23 protein-coding genes are annotated in these 20,967 nt (G+C 44.0%); 10 read left to right on the top strand and 13 right to left on the bottom strand.

Features of this window, described 5'->3' with window-relative positions; genetic code table 11:
* Window positions 1-65: 65 nt before the first annotated feature.
* Both BVI01S_RS17630 and BVI01S_RS17625 read right to left on the bottom strand, forming a co-directional pair.
* Window positions 66-419, bottom strand: coding sequence for a YlbF/YmcA family competence regulator (locus tag BVI01S_RS17630; protein WP_034763247.1), 354 nt, complete (start codon window positions 417-419; stop codon window positions 66-68).
* A gap of 74 nt (window positions 420-493) precedes the next feature.
* The gene (locus BVI01S_RS17625; protein WP_061811105.1) at window positions 494-1,633 is read right to left on the bottom strand and encodes a DUF445 domain-containing protein; all 1,140 of its coding nucleotides are present in this window, start codon (window positions 1,631-1,633) and stop codon (window positions 494-496) included.
* A gap of 131 nt (window positions 1,634-1,764) precedes the next feature.
* Between BVI01S_RS17625 and BVI01S_RS17620 the strand changes: the two genes are divergently transcribed.
* The 4 genes from BVI01S_RS17620 to BVI01S_RS17605 are packed head-to-tail and all read left to right on the top strand — an operon-like array spanning window position 1,765 to window position 6,752.
* Window positions 1,765-3,093: a YheC/YheD family endospore coat-associated protein gene (locus tag BVI01S_RS17620; protein WP_061811104.1), complete on the top strand. Its 1,329-nt coding sequence runs from the start codon at window positions 1,765-1,767 to the stop codon at window positions 3,091-3,093.
* Window positions 3,094-3,097: 4 nt separating this feature from the next.
* Window positions 3,098-4,189 (top strand): YheC/YheD family protein, encoded by a 1,092-nt coding sequence (locus BVI01S_RS17615; protein ID WP_061811103.1) that lies wholly within the window; start codon window positions 3,098-3,100, stop codon window positions 4,187-4,189.
* The gene (locus BVI01S_RS17610; RefSeq protein WP_061811102.1) at window positions 4,189-5,562 is read left to right on the top strand and encodes a YheC/YheD family endospore coat-associated protein; all 1,374 of its coding nucleotides are present in this window, start codon (window positions 4,189-4,191) and stop codon (window positions 5,560-5,562) included. Before BVI01S_RS17615 ends, BVI01S_RS17610 begins: the two co-directional genes overlap by 1 nt.
* On the top strand, window positions 5,559-6,752 hold the full coding sequence (locus BVI01S_RS17605) for a YheC/YheD family endospore coat-associated protein (protein ID WP_061811101.1): 1,194 nt from the start codon (window positions 5,559-5,561) through the stop codon (window positions 6,750-6,752). The genes BVI01S_RS17610 and BVI01S_RS17605 overlap by 4 nt, the downstream gene beginning before the upstream one ends.
* A gap of 42 nt (window positions 6,753-6,794) precedes the next feature.
* On the opposite strand, the gene BVI01S_RS17600 is transcribed toward BVI01S_RS17605, so the two are convergent.
* Complete coding sequence (locus BVI01S_RS17600) at window positions 6,795-7,193, bottom strand: ferritin-like domain-containing protein (RefSeq protein ID WP_060670520.1); 399 nt, start codon at window positions 7,191-7,193, stop codon at window positions 6,795-6,797.
* Window positions 7,194-7,319: 126 nt separating this feature from the next.
* Here BVI01S_RS17600 and BVI01S_RS17595 point away from each other — a divergent pair, with 126 nt between their 5' ends.
* Both BVI01S_RS17595 and BVI01S_RS17590 read left to right on the top strand, forming a co-directional pair.
* Window positions 7,320-7,529, top strand: a complete 210-nt coding sequence (locus tag BVI01S_RS17595) for a YheE family protein (RefSeq protein ID WP_061811107.1) — start codon at window positions 7,320-7,322, stop codon at window positions 7,527-7,529.
* A gap of 97 nt (window positions 7,530-7,626) precedes the next feature.
* A complete protein-coding gene (locus BVI01S_RS17590; protein ID WP_034763239.1) occupies window positions 7,627-7,815 on the top strand; it encodes a hypothetical protein in 189 nt (62 codons plus the stop codon).
* A 55-nt stretch (window positions 7,816-7,870) separates the two neighbouring features.
* Here BVI01S_RS17590 and BVI01S_RS17585 read toward each other — a convergent pair whose 3' ends face one another.
* A complete protein-coding gene (locus BVI01S_RS17585; RefSeq protein ID WP_034763238.1) occupies window positions 7,871-8,131 on the bottom strand; it encodes a metal-sensitive transcriptional regulator in 261 nt (86 codons plus the stop codon).
* Between the two features lie 147 nt (window positions 8,132-8,278).
* Between BVI01S_RS17585 and BVI01S_RS17580 the strand changes: the two genes are divergently transcribed.
* Both BVI01S_RS17580 and BVI01S_RS17575 read left to right on the top strand, forming a co-directional pair.
* A complete protein-coding gene (locus tag BVI01S_RS17580) occupies window positions 8,279-9,196 on the top strand; it encodes a PucR family transcriptional regulator (RefSeq protein WP_061811100.1) in 918 nt (305 codons plus the stop codon).
* A gap of 96 nt (window positions 9,197-9,292) precedes the next feature.
* A complete protein-coding gene (locus tag BVI01S_RS17575) occupies window positions 9,293-10,390 on the top strand; it encodes an ABC transporter ATP-binding protein (RefSeq protein WP_034763235.1) in 1,098 nt (365 codons plus the stop codon).
* A 48-nt stretch (window positions 10,391-10,438) separates the two neighbouring features.
* On the opposite strand, the gene BVI01S_RS22630 is transcribed toward BVI01S_RS17575, so the two are convergent.
* Window positions 10,439-10,690, bottom strand: coding sequence for a hypothetical protein (locus BVI01S_RS22630; RefSeq protein ID WP_156477355.1), 252 nt, complete (start codon window positions 10,688-10,690; stop codon window positions 10,439-10,441).
* A 295-nt stretch (window positions 10,691-10,985) separates the two neighbouring features.
* On the opposite strand from BVI01S_RS22630, the gene BVI01S_RS17570 reads away from it, so the two are divergent.
* Complete coding sequence (locus tag BVI01S_RS17570) at window positions 10,986-11,204, top strand: alpha/beta-type small acid-soluble spore protein (protein WP_034763234.1); 219 nt, start codon at window positions 10,986-10,988, stop codon at window positions 11,202-11,204.
* Window positions 11,205-11,294: 90 nt separating this feature from the next.
* Here the strand turns inward: BVI01S_RS17570 and fumC are convergent, their stop codons facing one another.
* From fumC to BVI01S_RS17550, 4 genes are all read right to left on the bottom strand, one after another.
* Entirely contained in the window at window positions 11,295-12,680 is a 1,386-nt protein-coding gene (gene fumC / locus BVI01S_RS17565; RefSeq protein WP_061811099.1) for a class II fumarate hydratase, read from the bottom strand.
* 153 nt (window positions 12,681-12,833) lie between these two features.
* Window positions 12,834-13,568, bottom strand: coding sequence for an amino acid ABC transporter ATP-binding protein (locus tag BVI01S_RS17560; RefSeq protein ID WP_061811098.1), 735 nt, complete (start codon window positions 13,566-13,568; stop codon window positions 12,834-12,836).
* An 18-nt stretch (window positions 13,569-13,586) separates the two neighbouring features.
* Window positions 13,587-14,282: an amino acid ABC transporter permease gene (locus tag BVI01S_RS17555; protein ID WP_061811097.1), complete on the bottom strand. Its 696-nt coding sequence runs from the start codon at window positions 14,280-14,282 to the stop codon at window positions 13,587-13,589.
* Window positions 14,266-15,081: an amino acid ABC transporter substrate-binding protein gene (locus BVI01S_RS17550; RefSeq protein ID WP_061811096.1), complete on the bottom strand. Its 816-nt coding sequence runs from the start codon at window positions 15,079-15,081 to the stop codon at window positions 14,266-14,268. The genes BVI01S_RS17555 and BVI01S_RS17550 overlap by 17 nt, the downstream gene beginning before the upstream one ends.
* A gap of 199 nt (window positions 15,082-15,280) precedes the next feature.
* On the opposite strand from BVI01S_RS17550, the gene BVI01S_RS17545 reads away from it, so the two are divergent.
* A complete protein-coding gene (locus BVI01S_RS17545) occupies window positions 15,281-15,889 on the top strand; it encodes an NAD(P)-dependent oxidoreductase (protein WP_061811095.1) in 609 nt (202 codons plus the stop codon).
* A gap of 44 nt (window positions 15,890-15,933) precedes the next feature.
* Here BVI01S_RS17545 and BVI01S_RS17540 read toward each other — a convergent pair whose 3' ends face one another.
* The 4 genes from BVI01S_RS17540 to BVI01S_RS17525 all read right to left on the bottom strand — a co-directional run bounded on the left by BVI01S_RS17540 (window position 15,934) and on the right by BVI01S_RS17525 (window position 20,777).
* Window positions 15,934-16,419 carry an endolytic transglycosylase MltG gene (locus BVI01S_RS17540; protein WP_244886953.1) on the bottom strand — a complete coding sequence of 162 codons (486 nt, stop codon included), beginning with the start codon at window positions 16,417-16,419 and terminating at the stop codon, window positions 15,934-15,936.
* On the bottom strand, window positions 16,416-16,796 hold the full coding sequence (locus tag BVI01S_RS17535; protein WP_244886952.1) for a hypothetical protein: 381 nt from the start codon (window positions 16,794-16,796) through the stop codon (window positions 16,416-16,418). The genes BVI01S_RS17540 and BVI01S_RS17535 overlap by 4 nt, the downstream gene beginning before the upstream one ends.
* A gap of 208 nt (window positions 16,797-17,004) precedes the next feature.
* Window positions 17,005-19,023: an ABC transporter ATP-binding protein gene (locus BVI01S_RS17530; RefSeq protein WP_061811093.1), complete on the bottom strand. Its 2,019-nt coding sequence runs from the start codon at window positions 19,021-19,023 to the stop codon at window positions 17,005-17,007.
* Window positions 19,020-20,777 carry an ABC transporter ATP-binding protein gene (locus BVI01S_RS17525; RefSeq protein ID WP_061811092.1) on the bottom strand — a complete coding sequence of 586 codons (1,758 nt, stop codon included), beginning with the start codon at window positions 20,775-20,777 and terminating at the stop codon, window positions 19,020-19,022. Before BVI01S_RS17525 ends, BVI01S_RS17530 begins: the two co-directional genes overlap by 4 nt.
* Window positions 20,778-20,967: the final 190 nt, after the last annotated feature.

Genomic DNA, 20,967 nt, shown 5'->3' with positions numbered 1-20,967 from the left:
CAAATATTATAGAACCACAAAAAAAGACCGGCTCCCATCAGGAAGTCGGTCCCTCTTCAACACGATTATTTTTGCATTGAACCATAAAGTTCTTCAAGCGGCTTCATGATGACTTTGTTTAAGTCATTGATCACCATGCTCATGCGTTGCTCAGCTTCCATAAGCTTTGCAATCTTTTCATGTTGCTGAACAAGTTGAGCTGTTTTTTGAGCCTGCTCCACTTCTTCCTGGGAAATTTCTTCACCGCTCATTTGTTTTTGTTGAAGTGTCATTTGAATGTTTCTGAAGTTTTCAAACATCTTGTTGGCAGATTCGTCATTGTTTACTTCATCATACATTTTCTTCAGTTGCAGGAATTCATCGCTCTGACGCAATGCGCTTTCCAGTTCGTTCGCTTGATCGTATAAGTTAATAGCCAAAATACGTACCTCCTAAAATTTCAGTCTCCCTCACTATAACAAACAATGGGGTTGATTTCTAGGCAGGACCCTTATCAGGATATGAAAAGGGCGATCAATCCCTGAATGATCCCGATCACGCCGCCGAGCAAAGCACCGAGATAGGTGATCATTTTGAATTCCCGCCTCGAAATGCCGAGGACAAGTTCCTCGAGCCTGCCGACAGAGAAGGATTCAACCTGCTCCTGGACGATATGCTGAAGGTGCATCTTCTCCATGAGGTTCGGAATCTTCCTGGATAAGAGGTCCGTCCCTCTATCCACCCATTTCGGCAGCTGTTTGTCGAAGAAGGTTTGCTTGTGCGGTTCGAGCCAAGACCTGAGCGGTTTGGAGAGGTGACCGTCGATGTTGACGAGTTTGACAAGGGACGATTGGACAGTCTGGATGAGGTCCTCTTCCGGCAATCTGTCGATGAACTCTTCCAGTTTCATTTGTTTCAGCTTCGACCACTCTTTGGTCAACAGGTTAAAGAGGATTTCCTGTGTCCCTTCATGCTTAATGAACTTGACGATTTCCGGTTGCACTTTATCTGCAACCGAGGTGTTGCCCAGGAACATGCCCAACATATTTCCCAGCATGCCGCGTTCTTTGAGGAAATCATCAATCATGATCTTCACTTTCATTTTTCCTTCCGGGCTTGTGAAATACGCTTCCGCCCTATTTGCAATGAAGTCGACAAGCTTCGGTATACTTTCTGAAACCTTTTCCTGCCACCTCTCAGGAAGTGCCTCTTCCAGTCTCATAGATGTATAGGACATCTTCGTATCTTTGATCTTTACTGCGATCCAGTCCTCAAGCCATTCATTAAGTCGATCGGAGGAAACGGGGATTTGAAGGGTGTCCAACCACTCATTCACCGTTTTGTCGGATGTGAAGACCGGCTGCAATTCTTCGGATAGCCAAAGGGTCACATCCTTTTGGAAGTCTTCATTCATCACTTTTTTCTGAAGGCTTTCAGGGGTGATTAAGTGGTCCACCACCATCTTCCCGAGTTGCTCCGCCAATTCTCCCCTGCGTTTTGGGATCAGTCCCGGTGTAAATGGGACTTTGAATTTTCCGATATAGTATGCCCGATAAGGCCTGAATAACATTTTAATTGCAAGTGAATTGGTGACTCCCCCAATAAGGGCCCCAACGATTACCATGAATAATACCAGGATGAAAGCATCTAGCATGAGTGCACCTTCCTTTTCTACTTCTCTCGTTTGAACATTTTGCCTATGTTTACATAGAATGCTATATCAACATTAGCCCAATAAATTATTATAAAGTCAATCTAACGGGTTATGCAAACGGGGAATGCCGAATGAAGATAAAATGTTCATTTGTTTCTCATCAACACACGAAGAACCATCATCATTTATATATTCCAGACAAATGGATGGACCGCTTCCCTTTTCAACGACATATGACGTTGAAATGTGGCAGCTCCCTTCTTGACGTGACATGCATGGGAACAAAAACAGATTCTTTACAGATTATGTTGTATACATCCGATTCATTATTCGCATCCATCCCGATATTGGAAAATATATGGATTTCCATCGATGCCGGGATGATCCATATGGGACCGGTTGCGGCTCTCTTACTCAATCAACCTACACTCGCGACCATCCATTCCCATTCTTTAAAGGAATATTTTACAGAGTGTCAGGAATGGTTTCAACGAAAAGGTGGATTTTTCTATCTGCTTCCCCTTTCCTCCTTCGCCGGGAATAAAAGGGAAGGTATTTATTATAACGGTAACGATTGGGAAACCGGTCTTCTACCTGATCCCCATGTCCTATACAATCGATGTCACTCACGAAAAATAGAGCGGTCCCCTTCCTTTCAAAGTGCTCTTGGCCGAACTCTGGACCGGGGCATCCAGGTTTTCAATTCCGGCTTTTTGTCCAAGGATGAGGTATACAATGCATTAAAAGACAGTCCCGTCCTTTCTCCACATCTGCCCGAAACCGTAAAGGGGCTTCATTCCCTGGAGGAGATGCTTACCCTGTATCAAGATGTTTTCGTGAAAGGGATAAATGGGAGCAAGGGACGCTACATCATGCGTATCCAAAAAAGAGACGATGGATATCATATGCAGCAGAATTCATTTTCGACTGAGAATCCCCTCACCTTCCCCACCTACCCTGCTTTGTACAAACAGCTTAAGGCATGGTGCAATCGTTCTTATCTGGTTCAGGAAACGATTCCCTTTCTAACGGTCGAAGGACAGCCTTTGGACTTTCGCTTTCTCTGTCATCAGAATCGGAATAAAGCATGGGAGCTGGTCTCATCGGTTGCTAGAATTGCTTCACAGGATCAATTCGTGGCAAATGTCGACCAGGGCGGACGGATCGAAAAACCTCTCTCGGTCTTGCAAACGATCTTTTCTCCCAGGGAGAGCCTGGCTATCATGAAAGGGATGAAAGAATTATGTATACACGCTTCAACGCTTCTTGCCGATAGCATGGAAGGACATTTCGCAGAACTCGGAATCGATATCGGCATTGATCAGTCGGGAAAACCATGGCTGATCGAAATCAATTCCAAGCCTTCTAAACGGACCTACTTAGAAAACGACAGGATTCGTCCTTCAGTTAAAGCACTTTATGAATATAGTTTGGCCATCTGGACAAATAAGGAGGAATAATACGATGAATCACTCATTAGGCATCATGACCCTTACTCCTGAAGTGAAAAATGAATATTTTCTCGAAATCGCTAAGCAGTCCCTTTCATATCCAATCGACCTTTACCTGTTTTCTCCACAGGGAATATCTCCTTTGAACGAAACCGTGGAAGGATTTCACTTCGACAGGATGACGGGGGAATGGGAAAAAGATGCCTTTGAAATCCCGGAGTACATCTATGACAGAACGTATTATCAGAAAGATATGAAGTCCCGGCAGGCGAGAGCCGTCGTTCAATGGTTAAAGAACCAGAAGCATATCCGTTTCCTTGGTTACGGATTACCAAACAAATGGCATCTTTATGAAAAGCTGAAACAGACCTCCCTCGCCCCCTATATCCCTATAACATCCTTAGTAGCCGATGGAAAACATTTATTAAATCTCCTCCTCAAACATAAAGATATAATAATCAAACCTGTCGACGGGGCCCATGGATTTGCCGTTTACCATCTCGTTTTCAATCAACAGGGTATTGTCGTTCGCACCACCAAAAAGCAAGGAATCATAGAACAATCATTCCCAAATGAAGATGTCTTTTTAAAATGGGTTGACCACATGCTCAAGGTTCACACGTTCATTTGTCAAAAACGGCTGCCAAACCTGACGAAAGGAAATGCCCCTTTCGATATGCGCATTCTCCTGAATAAAGATCACAACGGGGAATGGAGGGAATTTCAACGCGCAATCCGTCAAGGGGTAGAGAATGGGATACTGACGAATATCAGCCGCGGTGCTTCCTATCTTTCCTACAAGGAGTGGAAGGATAGCCAGGATTCACATGCATGGGATTTTATCGACGAAGAACTTACATCCATTTTGGAAGAAGTCCCTATACTTCTTGAAAAACATTTTTCCCCTCTTTTTGAAATCGGGGTCGACCTCATTATCGGGGATGATCATTCCCTATGGATCCTGGATTTGAACTCTAAGCCGGGGCATAAAGTAGTGGATGCATTACATCCCGGGAAGTTATCAACATTATATCAGGCACCTTTAGATTATTGTGACTTTCTATCCTCACAATCTCTATCATCCTTAAGGCGAGGTGATTTCTAATGCTCCATGCATACAAAGTCGAATACTTCCAAGATGAAGAAAGCATCCTCTACCTTCCGTCCGGGTTCAAAACCGGGGAAGATACCTTTCCACATACCGTGATACTCGGGACCAGAAGACAACCTGCCAGCTGCAGGCGCCATCCGAATGGCCGGAACGTAATGGGGATCAGTACTGGTTTAGCTGAAAAGCTGCACCTTCCATCAAAAGTGAATTCCCTTTCCCTCTACTGTAAAGACGAATGTGTACACGCAGGGGTCCTGATTGGAATATTCACTGCGGGATTCACAAGTTTCCGATTAAGCCCCATCGGACAACGCTCGCACTTCTTCAAGAAGCTACTGTCGGTTCAATCTTCCCTGGGAGTCATCCCCTTTGTATTTGGAGAACAGCATATTGATTGGGAGAATGGGCTCATTAAAGGATTGTTTCATTTTGGAGAAGGATGGGAAACGGAAGAAATCCCTTTCCCGAATGTGATTTATGACAGACTTCCAAATAGGCAGAGTGAAAAGCGGAAAACCTATCAGGGACTGAAGGAGAGACTGGAAAGAGAATACGGCATTCCGTGGTATAATCCAGGATTCTTCAATAAACTCGACCTTTTTGAGAGATTGGAAAATGATCTGACTGTTCAACACTTCCTTCCTGAAACCAGGCCGTTCCAATCATTTGAGGAAATGGAGCGAATGCTTTCCTCCTATAACCATATTTATTTAAAGCCTAAAAACGGGAGTCTCGGAAAGGGAATACACAAAATCACACATAACCGGTCCACAGAAGAGTATTACTGCCGTTTCAGGGACGGTGATCAGAAGAACCGCTTACTTAAGTTTAAATCACTGGAGCAGCTGGCCAATACAATATTCAAAAGCAGAAACCTGGACTCCTTCATCGTCCAACAGGGAATCTCGTTACTGAAAGAGAATAATCGTCCCATCGACTTCAGGGTCCATACAAATAAAGACGAAGAAGGAAACTGGCAAGTCAGTGCAATGGCGGGAAAAGTGGCGGGGACGGGAAGTGTGACGACACATGCGAACAATGGTGGAGAAGTGAGGGTCCTTTCAGAACTATTCAGGGAAGAAAAGGAAAGACAAACCATTGAGGAGGCTTTAAAGGACGCGGCTTTATTGTTGTCACACGCCATTGAGGGGAATCTTGAAGGATTCATCGGCGAAATAGGCTTTGATTTCGGTGTGGACGACAACCATCGCATTTGGATGTTTGAAGCAAACTCAAAGCCTGGCAGATCGATATTCTCACATCCTGACTTAAAAAGGTTTGATTTATTAACAAGGAAACTCGCCTTGTCATTTGGTATTTTCCTCACCCACCAAAGCTTGGATCATCCCGAGGAAATGATACCATGAACATCCTTTACGACCGGATGAAGAAGACCTTTTTTCACGGGGAAGAACCCATTACTACCTATGGATTTGCGAAGGATTCCTTTCTCTTATCCTCGAAAGCTTCCAATCAATGCTATACCTTTACCATCTCCCACCGAAAGGGGAATCGTCCCGCGATCCCCTTAGTCGGCATCGTTTCAAGTAAAAAAGGAAAAAACAAATATAAGGGAAACTTTGAATTATTCCGGTCGATACAACAGGACGTCGAGCAGTCTGGAGGAATCTGTTTCGTCTTCTCCCCCCAGGATGTTCTGGGTGATTCGATAGAGGGGATCATGTATAATCATGTTTTACACAAATGGGTAAGATGCCTGTTCCCCGTTCCAAACGTCATTTATAACCGGGTCCCATCAAGGAATGCAGAGCAAAACCAAGCATACGAAAAGCTTCTTCGTTTTATCAAGAAGCATGGGATTCCATTCTTCAATCCCCATTTCTTTAATAAATGGGAAATCTACGAGCTGTTGTCCAAAAATGATGAGCTCAAAGCATATTTGCCGCAGACCGAGCTGGTTACCGATGAAGCCTCCCTTTCACGCTTCTTGACCACTCATCAGAAAGTATATGTTAAACACGCTCTCGCTTCGCAAGGAAAAGGGATTCGCCTGATTGAACTGGATGACAGAGGCGGAGTCCTATGTAAAAGCATTAAGAAAATAGAGAGGTTCGTATCGATCTCCCGCCTTCATCAAACGTATAACGAATGGTTTATGGGCAATGAGTGGATCATGCAGGAAGCGGTCCCTTGTAAAACAGTGCACGAACACCGTTTCGACTTTCGCATATTAGTCCTTCACACGGGTGATGATTTCCGTTTGATCGGTATCGGGGTACGCATGTCCCAGCGTCAGGAAGTCACCACCCATGTACCTGCCGGTGGCAAAATCATTTCCCTGAAGGAAGTGGCAGATGCAGAAACAAAAAAAGAAATTTCGAGGATCGTTCAAACATGCGGTGAAGAACTGGCCAAATCGTTTGGCTATGTAGGGGAGTTTTCCATTGACCTCGCTCCCAAAGAACAAGGGGGATTTGTTTTGTTTGAAATTAATTCAAAGCCGATGTGTTTCGATGAGACAGAGATTGAGACGAAGCGGAGAAAACAGCTTGTCCGTACGTTCATGACACTCAGTGCACAAAACAGTGAAGGTTGAATCTTCGTGAATGACACAAGGTTCAACCTTTTTCTTTATCGCTTATCGTAAGGAATTATAAATGGTTGAAAACCTGGTTGCATGTTCCTGTTCATCTGTCATGGCAATAAATAGCGGTTTATATGCCTGCTGATTGGGAATCTCCAGGAGCATATCCCGGTAAAACTCCGCACCCTCCAGTTCATCCTTCAGTGCGCGGAGCACCCCTTCCTTGAAAGTGGTGAACCCTACCTTCTCTTTCTTGTGCTCATAATACTCTCCCGTCAATAGATAATGAAGATATTGAAACATTTCATAATGTTCTTTTTCGTCTTTTTGAGCATGTTCAATAAACTCTACGTACAATGGGTTATTGGTCCGTGCTTTTAGCTCTTTATAGAAATAATAACCTGTCCATTCATCACTGATCGCCTTCTCTAAATCACGAATAAACGAATTCATCCTTCGTCCCTCCCCTATCTCTTCAGTAAATTCTATTAGAGAAGACTTCCATTTATGATACATTTCACGTGCGGTCCTACACAGCCCGGGTTAAAACGTTTACAATAGGAATGGAGGTGACCAATGATGATCCAACATTTTCAATTTAAGAACATGTACGAAAATAAACAGCTCCCGGGTTGGACGTTTTCCTTTTATTTCAGCGGGACGAAATATACAGGAACATACCATAAAGACGGAAGGATTGAATGGACCGGCCCAAATCCTCCCTCTGACAAGGAAGAGACCCTTAAGAAGCAGTTGCATGAACTGATGCTATTCCATGTTTATGAGTGATGCAAATTACATAATACCCTTGTCCGGTAGAATTTAATCCTGCTCCATGCATAACTTCAGCCCCCTTTCTAAAACTAAAGAAAGGAGGCTGATGAGAATGAAAAAAGAAAATAAGAACGATCAATTCCTTCCTGATACGAATTACGAAGGAAAAGAAAAAGCATTCCTGGATGTCGACCGTTTCATCAACGAAGGGATGTCCGGAGGTTCCGTCCACATGAGGGAAAACACCACCAACATCGAAGAAGCGATCGAAATCACAGACTACGAAGAGCCCCCAAGATAATATGGACAAAAAAAGCTGCCAATCAGGAATCTTCCCTTTGGCAGCTTTTTACCTTTTATCGACTTTTCACGAGCATATTGACAGCTTCCTGGATCGCATCTTCCGCCTTTATGCCCTCTTCTTCTGACTCGCGTATGCACGCTTCCAGATTCTTTGCCACGATGAGGCCGATTGTCCGGTCAACAGCAGTTCGAACGGCTGATAGTTGAGTCACAACATCCTTACAATGTTTCTCATCCTCCATCATTTTCAATACACCACGGACCTGACCTTCAAGACGTTTCATTCGATTCGTAACTTCTTTCGTATATTCCATTCAGGACACCCCATAAGAATTATTCATTGTACAATAGTATTAAAATTATTGTACTTTTGCAATCATGCACTCTTTGATTACTCCAGCTATTTCAGTACAATGTCATTATAACCTTTTTTACTATAATAATGAACAAAGAGGGATCACATGTTTACATCTTTACGTAAAAAATATCCTGGCGCCATCATTCAGCACCATTATCCCACAAGCCTTGAATCTACGAAAGTCTGGTTTACGAACGAACAGGAAGATGAATATATAGGGATCGATCAATCAGAAATCTCCCAGCCGGAACTGGATTTATTATATTGCTTGTTTCAAGAGATCACCCCTTCACCAGGAAGCGTGAATGATTCTCCCGATTCCGCTGAGTGGTACCAATACTTATTGGAGAACGGGCCGGTCCCCTCCATGCATGATGGAGAGTTCCGCATCATTCAATTCAGTCTGAAGGAAGGCAGGGAACAGCTTCAACTGAGAGAAGCATTCCAACATTTATTACCACACGGGACCATCCTCGTTTTCCTTACAGATCGCATGGGACTACTTATAGAAAGGAAGCATGAGTGGATGATGGATGAGGAACAGCTGCAGTCGATTTCCCATGTCATTGAATCGGATTTCTTTGTCAGTCCTTCTTTTTACATTGGGCAGTTTCATGATGCAGATTCACATTTCCCTGCTTTTTTTGCCCATGAGCGTGAGCTATTTTCGTTTTCGGGAACCATTCATAAGCAGGCATTCATCCAGTCGGCCGTGACGGTTCTGCCTGAATTCATCCTCCACCACTTTCCACATGAGTGGGAGGAGCATTTCTTTAAAAAGGTCGCCGACTTCTTTTCAGAAGATCCTGAACAAATTCACACCATCCGGGCATTTCTAGAGAATCAATCCAATATCAGTCAGACCGCCAAAACATTATTCATGCATCGGAACAGCGTCCAGTACCGGATTGATAAGTTTATTGAAAAAACAAATATAGATATTAAAAGCTTTCAAGGTGGGATCCTTGCCTACTTTGCCTGTTTAAGCTTCCAATCTGACAACCTGCCCAATAATGTTTAGGCAACTTTGTGCAGGTTGACCATATCGTTTTGAATCCGCTTTCTCTACAATGAATCTATAGATGAAAACGATTTCATTACAAGGAGGAGAAATGAAGTGGCTGAATTAAAATTAGAACATATCCACAAGATTTATGATAGTAAGGTAACGGCGGTAAATGACTTTAACCTTCACATTCAAGATAAAGAATTCATCGTATTTGTTGGACCATCGGGATGTGGGAAATCCACTACCCTTCGTATGATCGCCGGACTCGAAGAAATATCCAAAGGGGATTTCTCCATTGACGGAAAGCGCGTAAATGATGTTGCGCCTAAAGACCGTGATATCGCTATGGTGTTCCAGAACTACGCCTTATACCCTCATATGAGTGTGTATGATAATATGGCATTCGGTCTTAAACTGCGTAAGTTCGATAAACAGGAAATTGACCGTCGCGTACAGGAAGCGGCCAAGATCCTCGGTCTTGAAGCACTGCTCGACCGGAAACCTAAAGCTTTATCAGGTGGTCAGCGTCAGCGTGTAGCACTTGGCCGTGCCATCGTCCGTGATGCGAAAGTATTCTTGATGGATGAGCCTTTATCCAATCTTGATGCTAAGCTTCGTGTACAGATGCGTGCTGAAATTGCCAAGCTTCACCAACGTTTACAAACAACAACGATCTACGTAACACATGATCAGACAGAAGCGATGACGATGGCCACACGTATCGTTGTCATGAAAGACGGTGTTATTCAACAAGTCGGTTCTCCTAAAGAAGTATATGATAAACCGGAAAATGTCTTCGTAGGCGGATTCATCGGATCACCTGCCATGAACTTCTTCCACGGATCCCTGGAAGATGGGAAATTCGTCATCGGCAATACGAAAGTGTCTGTACCGGAAGGAAAAATGAAAGTGCTTCGCGAACAAGGACATGTAGGAAAGAGCATCATCCTTGGTGTACGTCCTGAAGATATTCATGACGAACCTCTTTTCCTGGATACTGCTCAAGGGGCGAAAATCACGGCGAAGATTGAAGTATCTGAATTAACGGGTGCTGAAACGATGCTGTATTCTCAATTAGAAGGACAAGAGTTTGTAGCCCGCGTTGACTCCCGTACAGATATCGTTGCAGGTCAAACGATCGATCTTGCATTCGATATGAACAAAGCTCATTTCTTTGATTCAGAATCTGAGTCAAGGATCCGATAAGTAGAAAAGAAAATGGCGCACCCTGTTTTTAGGGTGCGCCATTCTTTATTAAAATTCCGTCAGGTCTATACTTTTCCCTTCCTCATCTCCACACCGGATGCATGTAAAAAGATGAAGGCAGGTATCAGAGCAGCTGCTATTCGGAATGCCGTCGGCTAATTGCACGTGCTGTATATCCATATACGCACTATACTCATCGTAAAAATCATAATATCTACCCTGATCCGTTGTCGAGTCTCCACACTTCTTGCAAAGTCCCCTGTATTCAACGATCCCGTTACATAATGCGCAAGCTTTCATGATGTGTCACCATACTTTCAATCTAAATCTTTGTATAGTGTTATCCTTTTTACAATCATGGTGATTTATGTAGAAAACTTGCAGGGATTTAATAGGAATAAATTCCCTGTCATCCCCTTGAATATAATTCTTCAGAGAAACCATAATACCTAGTAACAAGGCAGCAACAAGCCTTCACTAAACCCCACTCGATGGGTTACACCATATGAAGATGGTCGCTCATGGAATAGCGTGCTGGTGCAATCCCAGCTAACCCAACCAAAAAAACTTATACATTCTAAGGAGATGACAGATTATGCAACAGCAACAATCTCGCAGCAATTCATCTAACCAACTAGTAGCTCCAGGAGCTCAACAAGCAATCGACCAAATGAAGTACGAAATCGCTTCTGAATTTGGCGTACAATTAGGACCAGATGCAACAGCTCGTGCTAACGGTTCTGTAGGTGGAGAAATCACTAAACGCCTAGTTCAAATGGCTGAACAACAAATCGGTGGCGGGTACCAAAAATAATCACCAATTTAATATGATTGGATAAAACTCCCGGTCTTTTAGGCCGGGAGTTTCATTATGTCTTAATAGTTTCCAGTCCATGCTTTCCCATCATTTATTATGAACCATAGCTGCCGGATCGATCCATTTATCATACTGTTCTTCTGTCAAATAGCCTGACTTGAGGGCCGCTTCTTTCAATGTTGATCCTTCTTGATGGGCCTTCTTAGCAATTTCTGCCGCCTTCTCATAACCGATGTGGGGATTTAAAGCGGTAACGAGCATGAGGGATCTTTGCACAAAGTCTTCAATGACGTCACGATTCGCCTCTAGTCCCTTTACACATTTATCGTTGAAGGATTTTATTCCATCTGAAAGCAGCCTAACGGATTGCATCATATTATAGATGATGACCGGTTTGAAAACATTCAGCTCGAAGTTCCCCTGACTGGCGGCAAAACCTATGGCTGCATCGTTTCCGAAGACTTGGGTCGCGACCATGGTCACGGCTTCACTTTGTGTCGGGTTCACTTTCCCCGGCATGATGGAGCTGCCTGGTTCATTGGCAGGTATCGTCATTTCTCCTATGCCGCTTCGGGGACCGCTTGAAAGCCATCTGACGTCATTCGCAATTTTCATAAGATCCGCTGCCAATGCCTTAATGGCACCGTGGACGTACACGATTTCATCATGGGATGTCAGGGCATGAAACTTATTATCAGATGAAGCAAACTTGATGCCTGTCTGTACTTCTAATTGGGCCGCAACCTTGCTGCCAAAAGTCGGATCTGCATTGATCCCCGTTCCTACTGCCGTTCCCCCGATGGCAAGATTGACCAAACGCTGTACACTTTCCCTTGTCATGCTATAGGATTTTTCCATCATGGAACGCCATCCACTGATTTCCTGCCCGAGAGTCAACGGCGTAGCATCCTGAAGATGGGTACGGCCGATTTTTATAATATCCTGAAATTGATCCTCTTTCTCTTTCAATGTTGCAATGAATTCCTGAAGCACGGGAAACAGCTTGGATTCGATTTCCTGATACGCCGCTACGTGCATGGCCGTTGGGAATGTATCATTGGAACTTTGAGACATGTTCACATCATCGTTGGGATGGACCCTCTCCTCAGAGCCATTTTCTCCGAGAAGTTCATTGGCTCGATAAGCCACTACTTCATTTACATTCATATTGGACTGTGTACCGCTTCCCGTCTGCCAGACGACCAGTGGAAAATGGTCATCCCACTTCCCTTCCAAAATCTCATCACAGGCCTTTCCAATCGCCCTCATCTTCCCTTCAGGAAGCTTTCCGAATGAATGATTGACGACTGCAGCCGCTTTTTTCAACTGTGCAAAGGCATATGTAACCTCAATGGGCATCTTCTCAGTACCGATCTGGAAGTTTTCCTTACTCCGTTGAGTCTGAGCCCCCCAATATTTTTCCTTTGGTACCTTCATTTCTCCTATCGTGTCACGTTCAATACGGTATTCCATTGTCATTCCTCCCTGTAAATGATCCAACTACTACCATATTTCCACTAAAACGTTCCCTCTAACCTTTTTCTGAAAAGTTTATTAGATTTAGCTGACGATATGAATAAAACCTAAAAAAAGATGAATGAGCCCACGCCCATTCATCTTCTCACTTTATTGTATTAAGTTAAGGAATTGCTTCGTACGTTCATTCTTTGGATTTTCAAACACTTCCTGTGGAGGACCTTCTTCGACGATATAGCCCCCATCCATGAAGATGACCTTATCGGCCGCTTCTTGGGCAAATCTCATTTCATGGGTGACGACGACCATGGTCATCCCCTCTTCGGCAAGGTCTTTCATGACTTTCAATACCTCGCCAACCAGTTCGGGATCAAGCGCTGAAGTGGGCTCGTCGAAGAGCATCACTTCCGGCTCGATGGCGAGGGCCCTAGCAATGCCGACCCTCTGCTGCTGCCCACCTGAAAGCTGGAATGGATAATAATCAATCTTATCACCAAGACCGACTTTTTCAAGCAGTTTGATGGCCTTTTCGCGCATCTCGGATTTTTTTCGTTTCTGTACAACGGTCGGTCCTTCCATGACGTTTTCGAGTGCAGTCATGTGAGGGAACAGATTATAGTTCTGAAATACCATCCCTGTTTTTCTTCTTAGGTTGATAAGCTCCTGTTTGGTTACCTTTTTATTGAAATCAACCGTGGAACCGCCTATCGAAACAGTACCGTCATTCGGGATTTCAAGGGCATTCAAGCAGCGGAGGAACGTTGTCTTTCCTGAACCAGAAGGACCGATCAGGACGATGACCTGTCCTTTTTCGACTTCTACATTCATACCTTTTAATACTTCTAACTGATCAAATCGTTTTGTTAATCCTTTAATGGAAATCATGTTCAATCTCCTTTTATATTACTTGGCAATGTACCGATCCAGTCGGTTCTCTATACGACCTTGTATAATGGATAAAATAAAGCAGATGACCCAGTAAAGCAGCGCTGCTTCCATGTACATAAGTAAAAACTCATAGTTGGTAGCCGCAATTTCCTGTGCCTTCCTGAACATTTCCGTCACTAGAATCAAGGAAGCAAGTGACGTATCCTTCACCAGACTGATGAAAGAATTGGATAACGGAGGAATGGATACCCGTGTTGCCTGCGGCAGGATGATTCTCTTTAAGGCTTGAGAATATGTCATGCCGATGGAATAGCCGGCTTCCCATTGTCCTTTCGGGATCGATTGAATCGCGGCACGGACGATTTCTGACGAATATGCACCTTTATTTAATGAGAAAGCGATGATGGCAGAAGGGAACGGATCGAACTTGATTCCCAAAGTAGGTAACCCATAGAAAATGATAAATAATTGAACGAGTAAAGGGGTCCCTCTTATGGCAGAAACATAAAACCTTGCAATCCCCCGTAAAATCGAAATATTTGACAGGCGGGCAAGGGCAGTCAGAACAGCCAGGATCATCCCTAAAGCAAATGAAATGAGCGTTAGAGGTATAGAATAATACAAAGCCCCCTCTAACATCGGAAGCAGGGAGCTTTGTAAAATATCAAACATTGCTTGAGGATCCTGGTAAATGCTACTTAGGAGATACATCTTCTCCGAACCACTTATCAGAGATCTCTTTGTACGTACCGTCTGCCATCATTTCCTCTAACGCTTTATTCACTTCTTCTACCAGCTTGTCATTTCCTTTACGGAACATCAGACCACTTTGACCGGCATCTTCAGCTTCTGCTGCAATTTTCACCTTTGCATTCGGCTGTTTCTTCAAATAATCAAGGATGGAAATTTTATCATTTACTGTTACATCCACTCGGCCTTGCTCAAGTAATTGGATGGATTGTGACAGACCTTCCACCCCTTGAATTTTCGCACCATTTTTTTCAGCGATATCGCGGTAGTTACTAGTCAGGGATTGAGCAGAAGTCAATCCTTTGATGTCCTCAAATGAAGTAACATCTTTGTTGTCTTTCGATACAACCACTACTGCACTTGATTCAATATATGGTTTAGAGAAATCATATTTCTTCTCACGGTCTTCACGAATTCCCACCTGGTTTGCAATCATATCGAAACGCTTGGAATTCAAACCTTCAAACATTGCATCCCATTGTGTTTCCTGGAATTTCGCTTCGACACCGAGTCGCTTCGCTACTTCACGGGCGATTTCTACGTCAAACCCGGTCAGCTTTCCTGATTCGTCATGGAATGTGAAAGGAGGATATGTACCTTCCGTCCCGACAAGTAATTCTCCATCTTCCTTTACCTTATCGAAAAGGGATGTCTCTTTCGAATCACCGTTTGATTCTTCTTTATCTTTAGATTGACCACATGCAGCTAATACCATGGATAAAGCGATTAGCATGATGATGGATAATTTCCACTTTTTCATTGTATAACCCCCACTATTCTTATCGGATTTAAATTTGTTACGAATGTCATCATAAAACGTTACCAGAGATAAGTCAACATAAAAGTTTCCTACCCGAGATTTTTTTCACGTCTTTAGTATGTATCCTTGAATACACAAACATGTAAAAATTTCCGATTATACGTTACACTAATTTTAAAGAAAAATAGGAGGGCACGATATGAAAATTGCTTTATTCGGCAGTACGGGCCGAGTTGGTTCCGTCGTCTTTCAACGGGTTATATCAGAATATGAAGTAAATCGATTGGTACGGAGAGGCAGCGGACAGGACGCTCCCGGCACGGAAATAATCGGGGATGTGTTGAACGAAGGAGATGTGATGAAGACCATCGAAGGCTCGGAGGCCGTGGTCAGCTGCCTGAATACAGATAAGGAGGATGTCCTCACAAAAAGCATGCCGATCCTGTTAAAAGCCATGAGAAGCTATGGGGTAAAACGGATCATTACGTGCGGGACGGCGGGCATCCTCCAGGCGAGGTCGGAGGATGGTCTTTACCGTTTTCAGTCGAGTGAATCGAAACGGAGAAGCACAACCGCGGCCGAAGACCACCTAAGGGCCTTTCTCATGCTTCAGGCATCCGAAATGGACTGGACCATCGTTTGCCCCACTTATTTGCCGGATGGAGAACGGATCGGGAATTATCGAACGGAAAGAGATGTACTTCCAGAAGGCGGTAGCAGCATTTCCAAGTACGACACAGGAGATTTCATATACAAACAACTGTCAGACCTGTCCTTCATCAAAAGCCGGGTCGGGATCTGTTATTGAGTATGGGATAAAAAAACGGGACTGATAGCAGTCCCGTTTTCCTATTATTTGAAGATGGCCGAAATGATTTCGTCCGTGGTCATTCCACTTTCGACATCAAAGGTACCTGGGCGCAGCTCGTTCTCAAGCCCCCGCTTTTCTACCTCTTTATAGAAATCCAACCCATCTTTTATGATATTGGCTTGTTCCAAAGCGTTTCCTACGTCGATGCTTGTCATACCGGTAGAAACGGTGAGCATCGTTTTGTAGACCACCTTGCCGTCATCTTTCTTATCCGATGCTTTCTCTTCTTGATTTTCATTCAAGGCTTTCAGCTGCTTGTTCCACTGGTCTTCAGTATGTATGACATAGCCTTTTGAAGTCAGCTTCTTCACCATTTCATCCTCTGTCAGCTTTTGCACTTCAGCAGGTTCTTCTTTTCCGGTACTGCTTGCTTCAGAAGGACCGAAAAGATACACAGCCCCAATCAAAGAGGTGGCGATCAAGATCCCTCCAGCAAAGCTCCGCAATGAATTCGATGTCACTGTCATTGTGCCACTAAGCTCCTTTCACCCTTTTGAGCCATAAATGGCGCAAGCATATGCTCCACTTCATTAGGCTTGAGCCTTGTTTTTCCTGCAATACTTTCAACAGAATAGCCTCTTTTATACAAATCAAGCATTTCACGGAGCAATTCGCGCTCTTCGGAGGCTGCGGGTGCAGCTCCTGCCTGCTGGGCTGTAATTTCTGCATCCAATTGTATGTTTCGTAACTGCTTCTCCAATTCATGAACCTCGTTCAATACAGAAATGGAAACATGCTCTATCTGTTGCTCAAGCTTCGAGTTGGTTTGTGTCGTTTTAATAAACGATAAAATGAGCAGCACAACTGCTGACCCAAATAATATGGCGATTGCCCATCCCATCATAGGATCCTCCCTTTATGAAACTTTTTTATCAATTAAATTATACATTGATAAGGGAATAAATTCGATTTAAAACGACAAAATCCCACGAAAGTCCTGTTTTCTTAACAGGAAATTGTATTTATACATGGTTGATTCCCCGTAACATCAATATATTTTCAAGTTTAAAAGAAAAAGCATCCGACTACTATCGTCAGATGCCCTTTCTCTTCTACCCTGCCAGATTCTCTTTTGATCCCTGCTGGAGCTGATACATTTGATAATAACGGCCAAGCCTTTTCATTAATTCATCATGATTCCCACGTTCAACGATTTCGCCTCGATCTAATACAAGGATTTGATCCGCTTCCTTGATCGTGGATAATCTGTGAGCGATGATGAAGGTCGTACGGCCCTTTTTCAGGACTTCCATCGCTTCCTGGATGATCGCCTCAGTCTCTGTATCGATGCTTGATGTCGCTTCATCCAGAATCAGGATCGCTGGATTAAAGGCCAATGCACGTGCAAAGGATATCAGTTGGCGTTGTCCGGATGAAAGGGTGCTTCCTTTTTCGATCACCGGTTCATCATATCCATTCTCCAGATTTTTGAACACTTTTTCCGCTCCTACAGCATCGAGTGCCGCCTCTACCTGCTCTCTTGAAATCCTGGGATCATCGAGACTGACATTCGAAGCGATCGTCCCTGTGAACAAATAAGGATCCTGCAAGACGATTCCCATATGTTCCCGAATCGTTTGATAGGGAATATCGACAATGTCTTTTCCATCAATCCGGATACTCCCTTCATTGCTATCATAGAAACGGAATAACAGATTCATGATCGAGCTTTTTCCTGAACCCGTATGTCCCACCAAGGCAACGGTTTCCCCTTTATTCGCTTCAAACGTAATATCTTTCAATACATATTCATTCTCTTTATATCCAAAGAATACATGCTCAAAGCTTACATTCCCGTCATACCTGCTCATTTTACCATCTTCCACAGGAGTCCCCGTCTCTTCAAGCAGTTGGAAAACCCGTTCTCCCGCCACAAGTGCCTGTTCGAGGTTGGCAAGTTGGTTCACGATCCCTGTGACTGGCTGGAACAACCGATTGATGTAGTCAACAAAGGCATAAAGGACGCCGAGCGTGACAACGGATCCCACTCCGATCGATGCTCCTCCGAAATACCAAATGAACGCCACGAACGTGATATTTCTCAGTACCCCAACAAGGTTATGGGAGGTCATTGAATTTAAGCTCAATAATTTATTTTGATATTTGAAGTGGGTTTCGTTCAGATCTTCGAATTCTTCGTTCGTTTTCTTCTCCCTGCTGAAAGCCTGTATGATGTTCATGCCCTGTATGGATTCATTGATCATGGCATTGATATCACTCACTTTCGATCTGATGATATGATTGTATTTCGACGCATAAATTCGGTAAAGATACGTCCACACAACCAGGATCGGTATCAGGATCAAGCAGATGGCCGCTAATTTTGCATCAAGGATAAAGAGTGCAATGTAAATACCGATAATATAAATCGTACTGGAGAAAAACGTTGATAGTACGGTTACATACAGGTCCCTGATTGCTTCGGTGTCGTTTGTGATCCTTGCAACGACCTTCCCTGCCGGAAGATTATCGAAATAGCGGATCGGAAGCTTCTGGATGTGTTGAAACACATCATTACGCATCTTTTGTATCACACGGTTTGCCGCCTTCTGAAGGTAAAACCGCTGGCCGTATTGGAAAAAAGCCGCGACGACAAGCAAGCCGAAATAAAAGGCAATCAATCGGATGATCCTAGGGATTTCAGGATTATAGAACTTGAGAAGCTCATCCCCTGTTAATTTCTTGGCGGGATAAGTTTCAGATTCCCCGCCTTTCGTGATCGTCATCTCCCCCGATGACACCGATCGTTCCCCGTCAAAGGAAACGGTGGCAGGGACGAAATAAAACGCTCTGCCAACCTGAAGGATACGGACGTCTTTCCCTTTTGTTTCTCCATCACTGAAATATTGATCACGTTTATACCAAGTACCCTCATAAGGTACAGCTTCTTTTCCCTCAACCGTTTCATACCAGGTCGATTCAATCCCGAGAATATGATCATCAATCAGTTTCTTGGCTATGAATGGACCGGCAAGTTCCGCCGCCACTGATACACTGAGCATCAAGAGGGCAGCTATGATGATTTTCTTATAAATGAGGGCATATTCGGTTAGTTTTCTTCCGACTTTCATGCGCCCACCTCCTCTGGTGAGGAATCTTCAACTTGTTGGCGGTCAAATTGTTCTTTATACCAACCGCCATTCCCGAGGAGCACTTCATGGACCCCTTCTTCTACCACTTTCCCATCCTCGAAAACGATGATCCAGTCAGCATGCTGAACCGCCGAGAGACGATGAGTCGTAATAATCGTTGTTTTTCCTTCACGTTCTGTTCGTATATTGTCTATGATCTTTGCTTCTGTCTTGGCATCTACTGCCGATAATGAGTCATCAAGGATAAGGATTTCAGGGTTCTTGATGAGGGCTCTTGCAATCGAAATCCGTTGTTTCTGGCCACCCGAGAGAGCCACACCCTTCTCCCCTACAAGGGTGGTCAACCCATCAGGCAGCATGTCGAGGTCCTTCTTGAAATCAGCCAATTCTATCGCCTTTTCCAAATCTTCCTCTGTTGCATCATGCTTTCCGAATAGAATATTTTCCCTTACGGTTCTGGAAAAAAGAACATGATCTTGTGGGACATACCCGATCCAATCCCTTACCTGCTGAATGGACAAGTCATCAATCGGGATACCTCCGATGGATAAGGAACCACTTCCCGCAGGATATTCACGGAGAAGCTGCTTGATGAAAGTCGTCTTACCGCTTCCTGTCTTCCCGACTATCCCGAGGGTTCCTCCTTGATGAATGTTCACATTGATGTTGGATAGGTTCAGTACCTGTGAGGAAGGATATTTGAAGTCCACATCCTTAAATCCGATCTGTTCCGGGGAATCGATCGATTTAGGATTTTCTCTATCCTGTACGTCCTGGACATAATCGAGTGTCTCCTGAACCCGATCGAGGGATGCATTCCCCCGCTGCATCACATTGATCAATTCACCGATTGCAAACATCGGCCAGATCAACATTCCCAGATACACATTAAAGGAAACCAGCTGTCCCAAGGTAATGCTCTGGTGGAATACCAGATACGCGCCATAACCCAATCCGATTAAGTAACTTAATCCAACGAGGACTTTTATGGTCGGTTCAAACAAAGAGTCGATCTTCGCAACACCGATATTTTTGTTATACACATCTTCCGTCATATCACCGAAACGATTTTCATCTGCCCTTTCCTGTACGTAAGCCCGGATGACCCTGACCCCTGCAATCGACTCAAGAACTTTATCATTCAGGTCTCCGAATGCATCCTGAGCTTCGGTGAACCGTTTATGGATTCTTGCACCATATACCTTCATTAACAAAGCCATGATCGGCAAAGGTAAAACGGCCGCTATCGTCAGTTTCCAGCTGATGAGAAACCCCATCGTAAACAGGATCGTTAACATGAACACGCTCGAATCGATCAACGTCAGGACACCGAAACCCGCCGTGATTGAAATCGCCTTTAAATCATTCGTCGCCCTTGCCATTAAATCACCCGTCCGATTCTTCTCAAAGAACGTCGGGGTCATCTTTAAGAGGTGACCCATGAATTTACTGCGCAGCTTCCTTTCAACGAGAAAGGCCCCACCAAACAATTGATACATCCACACATACGTCATCCCATACGATATGATGGCAATCCCGGCAATCATCCAAAGGTACTTCCCCACCACATCCCAGGTCATCGCACCGAGGTGAATGTCATCGATGGCATTCCCCACAAGCTTCGGAGGGATCACATCAAGGATCCCTACAATCGTCAATAGAATGATCGCCACCGTATACCTTTTCCAATTTTCAATAAAGAACCATGATAATTTCTTAAAAATACTAAACATCCCAGTCTACCTCCCCATGTTGACTTTCTTTACTATCCGCCTTCTGTCTCCACAGCAGACATCATCTTCTTCATTTGAACCATTACCATCATCTTTTCCTCCTTCATAAATGAATAATCTATGTGTGATCAAGGGTGCCCTTGGGTCCACCGCTAAGCGATAACATACAAAAGACGGACGTCACAGGACA

This window comes from Rossellomorea vietnamensis NBRC 101237 (assembly GCF_001591825.1).
GTDB classification, from domain to species: Bacteria; Bacillota; Bacilli; order Bacillales; family Bacillaceae_B; genus Rossellomorea; species Rossellomorea vietnamensis.
This window is presented reverse-complemented; position numbering and strand designations above follow the sequence as displayed.